At 62.5% G+C, this 13,326-nt stretch carries 8 protein-coding genes; 1 reads left to right on the plus strand and 7 read right to left on the minus strand.

The genetic code is table 11. The features are described from left to right. Window positions 1–191: 191 nt before the first annotated feature. From NQL71_RS30005 to NQL71_RS30035, 7 genes are all read right to left on the minus strand, one after another. Window positions 192–1,835 (minus strand): fatty acid--CoA ligase, encoded by a 1,644-nt coding sequence (locus NQL71_RS30005; protein WP_077186097.1) that lies wholly within the window; start codon window positions 1,833–1,835, stop codon window positions 192–194. A gap of 24 nt (window positions 1,836–1,859) precedes the next feature. Then, complete coding sequence (locus NQL71_RS30010; RefSeq protein ID WP_046818737.1) at window positions 1,860–3,638, minus strand: acyl-CoA dehydrogenase C-terminal domain-containing protein; 1,779 nt, start codon at window positions 3,636–3,638, stop codon at window positions 1,860–1,862. Window positions 3,639–3,644: 6 nt separating this feature from the next. Continuing rightward, window positions 3,645–6,164, minus strand: a complete 2,520-nt coding sequence (locus NQL71_RS30015) for an efflux RND transporter permease subunit (protein WP_077186096.1) — start codon at window positions 6,162–6,164, stop codon at window positions 3,645–3,647. A gap of 16 nt (window positions 6,165–6,180) precedes the next feature. Continuing rightward, a complete protein-coding gene (locus NQL71_RS30020; protein WP_248687392.1) occupies window positions 6,181–7,272 on the minus strand; it encodes a WD40/YVTN/BNR-like repeat-containing protein in 1,092 nt (363 codons plus the stop codon). A gap of 181 nt (window positions 7,273–7,453) precedes the next feature. Next, complete coding sequence (locus NQL71_RS30025; protein WP_046817487.1) at window positions 7,454–8,812, minus strand: DUF1329 domain-containing protein; 1,359 nt, start codon at window positions 8,810–8,812, stop codon at window positions 7,454–7,456. A gap of 41 nt (window positions 8,813–8,853) precedes the next feature. After that, complete coding sequence (locus tag NQL71_RS30030; RefSeq protein WP_046817488.1) at window positions 8,854–10,857, minus strand: DUF1302 domain-containing protein; 2,004 nt, start codon at window positions 10,855–10,857, stop codon at window positions 8,854–8,856. A gap of 123 nt (window positions 10,858–10,980) precedes the next feature. Continuing rightward, on the minus strand, window positions 10,981–11,547 hold the full coding sequence (locus NQL71_RS30035) for an RBBP9/YdeN family alpha/beta hydrolase (RefSeq protein WP_046817489.1): 567 nt from the start codon (window positions 11,545–11,547) through the stop codon (window positions 10,981–10,983). Window positions 11,548–11,899: 352 nt separating this feature from the next. Here NQL71_RS30035 and NQL71_RS30040 point away from each other — a divergent pair, with 352 nt between their 5' ends. After that, on the plus strand, window positions 11,900–12,943 hold the full coding sequence (locus NQL71_RS30040; RefSeq protein WP_046817490.1) for an AraC family transcriptional regulator: 1,044 nt from the start codon (window positions 11,900–11,902) through the stop codon (window positions 12,941–12,943). Window positions 12,944–13,326: the final 383 nt, after the last annotated feature.

Genomic DNA, 13,326 nt, shown 5'->3' on the forward strand with positions numbered 1-13,326 from the left:
TCGAGTATTGCATCGATCTTTCGGGCCTCTTCGCTGGCAAGCCAGCGCCTACAATGGGTTGCGTAGCGCGTGAGTCCGTGGCCACCGCGGACCTGTAGGAGCCCGGCTTGCCGGCGAAGGCGTCCCTGAGGGCCTCTTCGCTGGCAAGCCAGCTCCTACAATGTTTGGCGTTGGGCATTGATCCGTGGGGTTTAAGCCAACGCTTGTTCGCGGATCAGCTTCTTGTTGATCTTGCCGACGCTGGTCTTGGGAATCTCGGCGACGAACTTGAACTGCTTGGGGATCGCCCACTTGTTGATGCGGCCAAGTTCGACAAACCCTTGCAGGTGCGCCTCGAGGATCTTGCGATCGAGGTATTGCCCAGGCGTACAGACCACCAGGGCCATGGGCCGTTCGCCCCACTGCTCATCGGCAATGCCGACCACCGCGACCGACAGCACCGCCTCGTGTTCGCTGATCAGGCTTTCCAGTTCCAGCGAGCTGATCCACTCCCCGCCCGTCTTGATCACGTCCTTGATCCGGTCCTTGATTTCCACCCCGCCCAACGGGTCGATGGAGGCCATGTCGCCGGTGTGCAGCCAGCCGTCCTGCCACAGCTCGGCGCCTTTTTGCGGCTCCTTCAGATAGCCTTGGGTCAGCCAGGGCGCGCGCACCACGATCTCGCCCAGGGACTCACCGTCATGGGCAACGGCATTGCCACTGGCGTCGATGATCTTCAGGTCGACCATCGGCACTGGCGTGCCGGTCTTGATGCGTATCGGCAGTTGCGCCTGCATGGGTTGCTTGAGGTCTTCATCACGCAGGTAAGTCAGGCACAGCAGCGGGCAGGTCTCGGACATGCCGTAGCCGGCGTGTACCACGATGCCCTTGGCACTGGCTTCGCTGGCAATCCCCAGGGGCAACGCACTGCCGCCCAGGAGCATTTTCCAGCCGTCGAAACGGGCGGACTTGCCTTGCTCGCAGTTGAGGATCATCTGCAGGATGGTCGGCACACAGTGGGAGAAGGTCACCTTCTCTTCCTGATACAGCCGCACCAGGCTGTTGGGTTCGTAGCGGCCGGGATACACCTGCTTGATGCCCATCAGGGTGGCGACGTAAGGCACACCCCAGGCGTGCACGTGGAACATCGGCGTGATCGGCATGTAGACGTCGTCGGAACGCAGCAGTGGCGCGCCCTGGTAGACGCCCAATGAGCCCACGGCATTGAGGGTGTGCAGGACCAGTTGGCGATGGGTGAAATACACGCCCTTGGGGTCGCCGGTGGTGCCGGTGGTGTAGAACAGCGTCGCCACCGAGTTCTCGTCGAAATCGGCAAATTCGTACTGGTCTTCGCACTGGGACAGCAGTTGCTCATACTCGCCCAGTACCGGCAATGAAGTGTCGCACGCCTGGTCTTCAGTGAGCTGGACAAAGCCTTTGACCGTCGTCAGCCGGTCCTTGATCTGCTCCACCAGCGGCAGGAAATCGTCATGCACCAGCACCAGGTCGTCTTCGGCGTGGTTCATGGTGAACAGCACCTGCTCCGGCGACAGGCGAATGTTCACCGTGTGCAGCACCGCGCCGATCATCGGCACGGCGAAGAAGCATTCCAGGTAACGGTGGCTGTCCCAGTCGAGCAGGGCCACGGTATCCCCGGCCTTGACCCCGGCCGCGGTCAGCGCATTGGCCAGGCGGCGGATACGCTGGTTGAGGGTCTGGTAGCTGTAGCGCAGCTTGTCGGCGTAGACGATTTCCCGACCCGGTTCGTAGCGCACCCCGGACAGCAGCAATTGCTTGATCAGCAAGGGGTAGGCGTAGGCGCCGTCGGCGGGTGGAATTATTTTTGTCGCCATCATGATAGAGATTCCTTGTCCTTTCGATCAGAACTGATCGGCTTGAAGCTCGTAGAGGCAGTCGCTGCCGGCCTTGGCCGATGCGCTCAACGAATGGATACGTGGCAGCAACCTTGCGAAGTAGAAACGCGCAGTGGCCAGTTTGCTGATGTAGAAATCGTCCTCGGCATCGCCGCTCATGACGGCCTTGGCCATGCGCGCCCACATGTAGGCGTACGCGGTGTAGCCGAACACTTGCAGGTACTCGACCGAGGCGGCGCCGATTTCATTCGGGTTGTTCTGGGCCCGGTCCAGCAGCCATGCAGTCAGCTCGTCGAGGGTGTCCACGGCGGCGTTCAGCGGTTGGGTGAATTCGCCGAGTTCAGTGCTGGCGCTGGCGGTGAAGTCGCGGATTTCCGAGGCGAACAGGCGGTAGAGCGCCCCGCCGCTACCGACGATCTTGCGCCCGGCCAGGTCCAGGGACTGGATGCCGTTGGTGCCTTCGTAGATCTGCGTGATGCGCACATCGCGCACCAGTTGCTCCTGGCCCCACTCGCGGATGAAGCCGTGGCCGCCAAACACCATCTGCCCGTGCAGGGTGGTTTCCAGGCCCATGTCGGTGAGGAACGCCTTGGCCACCGGAGTCAGCAAGGCCACCAGGTCCTGGGCGCGGGTACGCTCGGTCGGGTCTTCGCTGAATTTGGCGATGTCCAGTTGCAGGGCCACGTAGCTGGAGAACGCGCGACCGCCCTCGTTCAAGGCCTTCATGGTCAACAGCATGCGGCGCACGTCGGGGTGCACGATGATCGGGTCGGCCGCTTTGTCCTTGCACTGCGCGCCGGTTGGCGCACGGCTCTGCAGCCGGTCACGGGCGTAAGCCAGGGCGTTCTGGTAGGAACGTTCGCCCTGTGCCAGGCCCTGGATGCCCACGCCCAGGCGCTCGTAGTTCATCATGGTGAACATCGCGGCCAGGCCCTTGTTCGGGGCATCGATGATGTAGCCGGTGGCGCCGTCGAAGTTCATCACACAGGTGGCGGAGGCCTTGATGCCCATCTTGTGTTCGATGGAACCGCAGGACAGCGAGTTTCGCTCGCCCAGGGAGCCGTCGGCGTTGACCAGCACTTTCGGCACCAGGAACAGCGAGATGCCTTTCGGCCCCGCCGGTGCATCCGGCAATCTCGCCAGTACCAGGTGGATGATGTTTTCGGTCAGGTCGTGGTCACCGCCGGTGATGAAGATCTTGCTGCCGCTGACCTTGTAGCTGCCATCGGCCTGGGGCTCGGCCTTGGTACGAATCATCCCCAGGTCGGTACCGGCATGGGCCTCGGTCAGGCACATCGAACCGGTCCAGGTGCCGGCGTACATGTTCGGCAGGTAGCGTTCCTTGAGCTCCTCGCTGGCGTGGGCCTTGATCGACAGGCAGGCACCGGCCGTGAGCATCGGGTACAGGCCGAACGACAGGCTGGCCGCGTTGACCATCTCCTCGACCTGGGCCGAAATCGCCTTGGGCATGCCCATGCCACCGTACTGCGGATCACCGCCGACACCCACCCAACCGCCTTCGGCGAAAGCTTGATAAGCCTGGGCAAAACCATCTGGCGCGGTGACCGAACCATTGCTCCAGGTACAGCCCTGCTCGTCGGTGGCGCGGTTCAAGGGGGCGATGACTTCGCCACTGATCTTGCCGGCTTCTTCGAGGATCGCGGCGGCGGTTTCTTCATCGATCACCTCGGCCAGGCCAGGCAACCTGGCCCACAGCCGGGACACCTGGAAAACCTCGTTGAGTACGAAGCGCATGTCGCGCAGGGGAGCTTTGTAGTCAGACATCTTGGCTTACTCGGAAGTGGTCACGGCATGTGGCATGCCGGGACGTTCAGTGGATTCAGTGTTTTCGCCTGCCGTTACAGAACCGGGCTGGGGTGCCCGTTCACGCAGCAGGAAGTACGACAGGGCCGGGATCAGGATCAGCGCGCCGAGCATGTTCCACAGGAACATGAAGGTCAGCAGGATGCCCATGTCGGCCTGGAACTTGATCGGCGACCAGACCCAGCACACCACGCCGGCCGCCAGGGTGATACCGACCAGCCCGACCACCCGGCCGGTGAACGACACGGCGTTGCGGTAGGCCTGGGACAGCGGCAGGCCCTGGCGCTGGAAGTGCAATTGCACGCTGAGCAGGTACAGGGCGTAGTCGACGCCGATGCCCACGCCGAGGGCGATCACCGGCAAGGTCGCGACCTTCACGCCGATGCCCATGGCCACCATCAGTGCCTCGCAGAGGATCGAGGTCAGCACCAGCGGCAACAGCGCCACCAGCGTGGCGCGCCAGCTGCGGAAGGTGATCAGGCAAAACAGCGTCACCGCCAGGTAGACGTACAGCAGCATGGTGTGGTTGGCCTCGCGCACCACGATGTTGGTCGCCGCTTCGATCCCGGCACTGCCGGCCGCCAGCAGGAACTGGCGATCCGGGCTGCTGTTTTCCTTGGCAAACTTGTCGGCAATCGCCACCACGGCGTCGAGGGTCTCGGCCTTGTGATCCTTGAGGAAGGCAATCACCGGCATCAACGAGCAGTTGTTGTTGAACAGCTCCGGCGAGTTGACCGAGGCCTGCTGCGCGGCGTAGTTGAGCACGTCCTGGTTGCGCTGGATGCTGTTGAGCTTGGGGTTGCCTTCATAGGTGCCGGCGGTGATCTGGCGTACCGCGTTGACCAGCGACGCGGTCGCCTGCACGCCCGGGTACTGTTGCAGCTCCCAGGCCAGGCGATCGGCGAGGACCAGGGTCTTGTAGTTCAGGCAGCCTTCCGGCGCGGTCTTGATCATCACCGCGAACAGGTCGCTGGACAGCGCGTAGTGGCTGGTGATGTAGGCGTTGTCACGGTTGTAGCGCGAGTCGGCGCGCAATTCCGGCGCGCCGCTTTCAAGGTCGCCGATCTTCAACTGCAGGCTGACCACAAAACCGCCGATGCCCATCAGCACCGCCACCAACACGGCGCCGGTCGCCCATTTGCGGGTGGTAAAACGGTCGAGCAGGTCCCAGAGTTTGCCGAAGCCTTTATGGTGCTCGGCACGGGTGTCGATTTTCAGCGCACGCTCGGCCGCCTTGCGCCCTACCCCGATGTAGGACAGCGCCACCGGCATCAGCAACAGGGAAGTGAAGATCAATACCGCGACACCGATGCTGGCGGTGATCGCCAGGTCCTGGATCACCGGAATGTCGATCAGCATCAGCACGGCGAAACCCACCGCGTCCGCCAGCAGCGCGGTAACGCCAGCGATGAACAGACGGCGGAAGGTGTAGCGCGCGGCGATCAGCTTGTGCGTGCCACGGGCGATGTCCTGCATGATGCCGTTCATCTTCTGCGCCGCGTGGGACACGCCGATGGCGAAGATCAGGAACGGTACCAGCACCGAATACGGGTCGATGGCATAACCCAGCCAGGCAACGATGCCCAGCTGCCAGACCACCGCGACCAACGAGCAGCCCACCACCAGCAGGGTGCTGCGCACGCAACGGGTGTAGGCGTAGATGATGACCAGGGAAGTGACCACGGCCAGGCCGAAGAACATCATCACCTGGATCAGCCCGTCGATCAGGTCGCCCATCAGCTTGGCGAAACCGATGACTCGGACCTTGTAGTGGCCCTTGCCCTCGACACCGGATTTGCGCGCGGCGCTGTCGCCGGCGTATTCGATCTTGTCGCGCAATTGCTCTTCGAGCATCTGCGAAAAGGCGTGGTAGTCGATGCGCTGGCCACCGGCGGCGGCTTTGTCCAGCAGCGGCACGATCAACATGCTCGACTTGAAATCGCTGGCCACCAGGCTGCCGACGATGCCGGCGCGGGAGATGTTCTGGCGCAGTTGCTCGATCTGTTCCGGCTGGCCCGAATAGGTATCGGGCATCACCGGGCCACCCTGGAAGCCTTGCTCGGTGACCTCGGTCCAGCGCACCGCCGGGCTCCACAGCGACTTCATCCACGCACGGTCGACGCCTTCGGTGAGGAACAACTGGTCGTTGACCTGCTTGAGCACGTCCAGATATTCGGGGTCGAAGATATCGCCCTGGGTGTTCTCCACCACGACCCGCACCGAGTTGCCCAGGCCGCGCAGTGAAGCGCGGTTCTCGAGGAAATTCTGGATGTACGGCTGGCTCTGCGGAATCATCTTCTCGAAGCTGGGGCGCAGCTCCAGGCGGGTCACGGCCATGTAGCCCAGCACCACGGTGGCCATGGCCATCAGCAGCATGAACAGCGGCCGATAGTTGAACACCAGCCGTTCGAGCAGGTTGCCGGAGCGGCGGTCGAAATCACGCAGTTCGCGGATCACCGGCATGGCGTCTTGTTTGATATTGCCCATGTCTGGGTTCTCGCTCTTAGGGTTCGATGGCTGGATCGGCGGACAGCGTCTGGGCGCCACGACTGCCCGCTACCACCAGCATGCCGGCGGCGGACTGGGTGGCACCGGCGACCGGGGTACGGGCCGGTTGCTGCAGCAGATGCAATTGCGCGCCAGTGCCCTGGCTGACCAGCATCTGTCCGCCCTGGGTAAACAGGCGGTAATTGCCCCGGGCATCGATGAGGCCGGCGGTGATGCTGACGTGCAGGCCGGTGTCCAGTGCGGTCCAGTTCTGGCCGCCGTCGGTACTGCGCAGCACGTTGCCGCGCAGGCCGTAGACCAGCACTTCGCCAGGCTTGCCAACCACACCGAAGAAGCTGCCCTGGTAAGGCGTCGGCACGGCGGCGAAGCGTTGGGCATTGTCATCCCACTTGAGCAACAGGCCCTGTTCGCCGGCGATGTACAGCGCATCCCCGGTGGAGGCGATGGCATTGAGGTGGAAGCCTTGCGGGTTGTCGGTGCGATCCTGGAACGGCGTCCAGCTCTGGCCACCGTCCTCGGTGCGCAGGATCAGGTTGAACACACCGACCACATAGCCGACTTTGTCATTGGCGAACCAGACGTCGAGCAGCGGTTTGTCCGCCCCCTGCTCCACCAGGCGCTGGCCTTCGGCGACCAGCAGCGGCCATTGTTCATTGCCCGGTTCGGCAGTGGCCAACGCCGTGTAATGTTTGACCAACAGATCGCCGATCTGGCGACCGTCGAGTTGTTTTGTCCAGCTCACACCCGCGTCGCTGGTGTGCAGCACCACGCCGTCATTGCCCACCGCCCAGCCTTGGCTGTCGGTTGGAAAATTCACAGCGGTGAGGTCGGCACTGACCGGCACGGCGGCCTGTTGCCAGTGCTGACCGGAATCATCGGAAAACAGGATGTGGCCGCGCTGGCCAACGCTGATCACCCGCTCACCGGCGCGGGCCATGCCGGACAGCGGACTCTTGATGGCCAAGGCGCTGACCCTGGCAGGCAGGTCCAGCACGTCGACGTAATCCACCGCGTGGCTGACGCCCTGCGACAGGCAGAGCACAACGCCAAACGCCAGCTGCCACCTTTTATTTTTATACGAACACATACCGCGTCCTCTTCGGAAAACCGCGCCACACCTCGCGCCGTGCAGCTCATGTGGGAGCGAGCCTGCTCGCGATGGACGTTAACGATTACGCGTGCTGTCTGGATGCCCGCGTCGCCCTCAGGTCCATCGCGAGCAGGCTCGCTCCCACAGTGGATCGTGCGAGCGTCTGCTTGCGGTTGGTTTAGCGAATGCCGCTGCCGGCCAGGGATTCCGAAGACCACTGGGCCTTGGAGAGCGGATCGATGTACTTGATGCCGCCGTAAGGGCCGACTACACCGTTGATGTTGTAGGAACCACCGACCAGGTCGTAGATCATGAACGGCGTGGAGTCCGGGATCTGCTTGTCATAGCTCTGGCTGAGGAAGGCGAAGGAACCGCGATAGAGCTGGCCACGGGCGTCATATTGATCCGAGGCCAGAGCGGTCCAGCTGTCTTCGTCGAGGTAGAAGCGACGCTTGGCGTAGATGTGACGAGCTCCAGCCTTGAGAGTGCCCTCGACGACCCAGACGCGGTGTTTTTCCCAGCGCACGAAGTCCGGTGCCAGGTGATTGGGCGTCGTGATCGACTTCGGATCCTGGACGTAGGTCAGCTTGTAGGTGTTGTAGGGCACGATCATTTCCTGCTTGCCGACCAGCTTCCAGTCGTAGCGATCCAGCGCACCGTTGAACACGAACACATCATCGTAGGTGCCCGCACCGGCGGTACCCGGATTAGGCGTGTCGTACGCCAGGTTCGGGGCCAGTTTCACCCGACGCTGACCCGGCAGGTACTGCCAGGCGCGGCGCGGCTGGGTCAGCGGGTTGGCGGCGTCCTTGAGCATCACCGCTTCGCCGGCGCGACGGGCAGGACCGGTGTACGACAGCTTCATCTGGTAGTACACGTCGGCGCTGCTGATCGGCTGCGCGAGGTTTTCGTAGATCGGGTAGGAAATGAACGCCTGCCCGGTGGTGGCCAGGCTCGGTACGCCGGCGGAGTCAACGTTCCAGGAGTCGTATTTGGAGTTGATGCTCACGCCCTGATAACGCAACAGGAAGTTCCACATCGCTTCGTTGCCCGACTGCGGGATCGGGAACGGCACGCCTGGCAGCACGTTGTCGATGGCCAGGCCGCCTTCGAGGGACTTGGCACCGCTGGCGTTCTTCACGCCGTTATCGAGGATGGCCTTGGGCAGCGACACGGTACGGTGGGTCGGGAACACATCGACACGGAAAGTCGGGAAACGCTTGGCCAGTTCCACGGTGGTGGCGGTCAGCATGCCCTTGTACTGATCGACGTTCTTGCCGTCGATCACCAGCAAGGGTTTTTCACTGGCAAACGGGTCCGGGCGCATGCTGTCACCGGATTTGAAACTGGCCGGCGGCGTGGTCAGGCCACCGTTGTAGGCCGGAATGGAACCATCAGCGTTCCCGGCCTTTTCGGCGCCTACCAGGGTCAGGCTGGTGCCCAGCTTGGCAGCGTCCTGGGTTGAAACAGCGGCCTGTACCTGGGCGGCAAGGACCATGGCCAGGGAAGCGGCCAACACGGTTTTCACGAATTTCATCTTGTTATTCTCCTGCTTGCGTAGAGCAAATCAGTGGTGAATCAAAAAGTGGTTTTCATCGTCAGGTAAACGGCGCCACGGTCCTCAGTCGTTGCACCACCACCGGAAAAGGAGGAGTAGCCACCGGCGTAACAGGCGTAGTTTTCGTTGCCGCTGAAGGCGTTCGGCGCAGCACCGTCACCGCCGTTGGGGCCGGTGCTCACGCCACTGACATTGCACTTGTCGGCCTTGCCGAAAGCATCCACGTACTTCAGGTCGACAAAGTATTTGTTGTACACAACGGCCCCGAGGCCGACTGCGTAGTTACCGGTATCCTTGGCACCGCCACCGGAGACCGGTGACACGCCATCGAGACCGAGGTTGATGGACATCGGCGCGTTGAGGTCGACACCGGGAAACACCTGGTACCAGGTCGGTGTGAAGTTCACCGCGATACCCCAGTTGTCCCGGGTCGGTTGGTCGATGCCGCGATAGGTATCCTTGCCTTTGTAGAGCGCCTCGTTCTTGCTATCGAGCTTGAGCAAGTTGCTGTAGTACAACTCGGCAAGCACCGTTGCCTGGTCGAACACAGGTGTTTTCGGCAGGGTCATCAGGCCGTTGAGCGTCCAGTGCAGGGTGTCGCCGGTGGCGGCCATGCTGTCGCCCTTTTCCGGGGTGTCATAGACGATGCCGGTGCCGGGCGTACGCGCCGGCAGCAGGCCAAGCCCCTGGCCCAGGCCCAGCGGGCTGTTGGTGCTGACGATCGCCGGAATACTGGCCAGCGGCATGTTGTGCCGAACGTTGAGGTCCGAACCCACGCTCACCCCGCCCACGTCCTTGGACAGGCTCAGGCCGACGATCTTGATGTTGTCGGCATAAGCCATTTGATAGGTGGCGGAGCTCAGCGAGTTGAGGGTGTTGATCACCGCAGGCACTTGCCCGGCCGGACGGGTGCCGTTGGCGTTGGCCGAGCTGATGCCCCTGGCATCCAGCCAGGCTTGCGGCAGGATTTCCGAGGTTTCGCGGTAGTAGACACCGAGGGTGCCGTCCAGCCATGCCGGCGACCACTTGGCCATGATGCCCCAGTCGCCACGATTGTCCGGCGTCAGGTCATGCCCGCGACGCACGTTGGTCAAGGCGTTGCACGGTGCCAGGCCACAGCCCAGCGGGCTGCCCGGGACCACGGCGTTGGTGTTGCCCAACAGGAACGACTGCGCACCGAAACCGACCAGGTCGGAACCACCGTAGTAGGTGCCTGCCTCAGGCAGGCGCGCGGCGTCCCAATCGAGGAAATACTGTGCGCCCACGGTCAATTCCGGGTTGACGGTGAACGTCATCGACAGCTGGTTGCGCGGGACGAACAACTCCTTGGCTTCAGTGCCCGGCGAAGCAGCCAGCTTGGCCAGGTCGAGGCCGGACTGGCCGTAGCTGATCGAATGCACCGGGTTGAGAATGGTCTCGCCCCAGAACACGTTGTGCTGGCCAGCCTTGGCGCTGAGCATCGACTCCTCGCCCACTTCGGTGCTGTAGAACACGAAGGCGTCGAGGATTTCGCCCGAGGGACCTGTGTAGTAGCGCTGGGCGTAGTTGCTCAGGTGCGGGCTGCCATTGCCGACGTTGTCATTGGTGACCCCGGCCAGGCGCGGGTCATTGGCGATCAGGCCCGAAGTCGAACCGTTGCCGTTGACGAACGGGTTGGAGTTCGAGCCGGTGTTCTCATAAGCCTTGTCGTACCAGGTGGCGGCGCTGACGCGAAAGCCCATGTGGTTCTGGTAGACCACGTCCATCTCGGTCAGCAGGTCGACGCGGTTGGTGATGTTGGTGCCGGACTTGCGGAAGTTGTAGTCGCCGTCGTTATTGTTCGGCGTGCCCAACATGCGCTTGTCGGCGCTTTCGGTACGTACGCCGTAGTTGTACTTGATGGTGTTGTCCAGGCGAACGTTCCAGTCCGGGTTACCCGTCTCGATTTCTGCCCCATGGGCGGCCGGCATGATGGCGGCCAGGATGGCCGAGGCCAACAAGGTGTAGCGCGCTGTGGTGAAGCCGTGACTCTTATTGTTGTGCATTGCGTTGTCTCCGCCTTTTTGTATTTGTTTTAAGCGCAGCAGCCCTCGCGCGACCCGGTGAGGCCTGCGTTTTCAGGGGTGAGGGCAAATGCCGACCGGGATGCGGCCCGACCGGCTCCTGTACTAGCGGTCCAGTTCCAGGATGAGTGCTTCGGCCTGGGGCCAAGGTCCGAAACCAGCCGCCGGATTGAGGTGGCCGACATCGCCCAGGTTGAGCAATTCGGCGCCCCAGCCTTCGGCCAGTTTAGTTGCGGCTTCCAGGCTGGCCAGGTGATCGTTGGTGCTGGCGGCCACCAGGCTACGGAATGGCAGCGGGCCTTTGGGAAGAGGATCCCAACCGTTGCTGCACAGGGTCTCAGGGGACGGGTAGTTGGCAGGCCAGGCCGCTCCGAGATCCGGTGGCGCGGCCAGCAGGGCGCCCTTGATCGGACGACGAAATTGCGCGGCCCAGTGAGCAACCATCAGTACACCGGCGCTGTGGGCGACCAGGATGACCGGCCCGTCGATCTGTTCCAGCTCGTGCTGAATCGCTCGCACGCGTGCCTGGCAATCGAGCTTGTCGGTCTCCAGTGGCGGCACACTGCGTACCTTGTCCAGCCTGGCTTCAAGCAGGGTTTGCCAATGCTCGGCAACGTGCTCGCGCAGGCCCGGTACGATCAGAACGGTTGCGGCGGTTTGCAGTTTGTTCAATTCAACACCTACGCTTTCTCGATGACTCGACTGGCTCGTTGGCCAGGGGCTTTTTGTAGGACTGACATTAAAGATCGCCCCCCCCTGGCGCTTTTCATTGGACGTCAGGCACTTTTCATTTGATGACACATTTTCCGCCGCCCGGCGGGGGTAACCGCTGGTCGAATAACCCCACGGGAGCGCTGCGGGTCGCTGTAATCAATGGGGAGCGTCATATGCCCTGGGACAACGGTCGTCTGCCGGGCAGAATCGGGCGTGCACCGGCGTCAACCGCACAACTGTTCAAGTGCTGATGTGCTGGATATAGTCGCCAGGTTCAATTGATCGCAATTGGCTAAGGAAAGACCTTCGAATGCCCAAGCTTGTTCGCGCCGCCGTCTTGACCAACTACCTTGAGGTCACCCAATACCTGGGTTTCAACCCGCACGATGTACTGGCCGGCGTCGGCTTGTCCAAGGCCCAGCTGCAAGCCCCCGGGCACCGCATTCCCATCGACTCCGCGGTGCGCCTGCTCGAGGATTCGGCCGCCGCCAGTGGCTGCCAGACATTCGGTTTGAGCATGGCCGAGTCACGCCAGCTCTCGGACTTCGGCGTGGTCGCCCTGCTGCTCAGCCATCAGCGCACGCTGCGCGATGCCTTGCAGGTGGTGGTGCATTACCGGCACTTGATGAATGATTCGCTGGCGATCTTCATCGAGGAGGCCGGCAAGATGGTGATCATTCGCGAAGAGGTGGTCACCGAATCACCGATGCCCAGCCGACAGGCCACCGAACTGGCCATCGGCGTGATGTTCCGCCTGTGCGCCGCCCTGCTCGGCGCCCACTGGCATCCCTACAGCGTCAACTTCACCCACAAGGCCCCCGACAACCTGCAACTGCACCGGCGCCTGTTTGGCTGCACCCTGGAGTTCGGCAGTGAGTTCAACGGCATCGTCTGTTCCGACGCCAGCCTGGACATGACCAACCCCAATGCCGACCCGGCGATGGCCCGTTACGCCCAGAGCTACCTCGACTCACTGCAAAGTACCGAAAGCACTTCGATGCTGTTCGAAGTGCGCAAGGCCATCTACCTGCTACTGCCCATGGGCCGCGCCACCATCGAGCAGATCGCCCAGAGCCAGGGCATGAACGTACGCACCCTGCAACGCCGTCTCAAGGACGATGGCTGCGCCTTCAACGACCTGATCAACGACGTGCGCCGCGACCTGGTGCTGAGGTATCTGGAGAATCCGAATTATTCGTTGGGGCGGATTGCGGACATGCTGGGGTATGCGATGGCGAGTTCTTTTACCCGCTGGTTCATCAGCCAGTTCGGCATGCCGCCGGCGGCGTGGCGAGCGCAGAAGCAGGGTTCGGCAAAGGCCCCGGCGGATGCTGGCCCACCCAGGCTCTCCTGATATCGCGGGCAAAAAAACACGGCGTGACAGCCGCCCCATCTCCCCCGGCCGCGCCCGATCAACTGTAGGAGCTGGCTTGTCGGGTCGCCGCATCGCAGCGATAGCGGCCTCATAGCCGACCCATCTCCCACAGATGTACTCCGTTCAACCTGTAGGAGCTGGCTTGCCAGCGAAGGCGGCCTCACAAATGACCCATCTCCTGCAGATGAACTGCGATCAAACTGTGGGAGCGAGCCTGCTCGCGAAGGCGGCCTTATAGCCGACCTATTATTTGTTGATGGAGTACATATCCATTCCTGCGGTAACGGCCGCCTAGGGTTTCGCCCTTACGGCGAGTCCCTTTGGCAAACGCCCCAAAGGAACCAAAGGTCTTGCCCCACCAT

It is taken from the genome of Pseudomonas serbica (assembly GCF_028823535.1).
GTDB classification, from domain to species: domain Bacteria; phylum Pseudomonadota; class Gammaproteobacteria; order Pseudomonadales; family Pseudomonadaceae; genus Aquipseudomonas; species Aquipseudomonas serbica.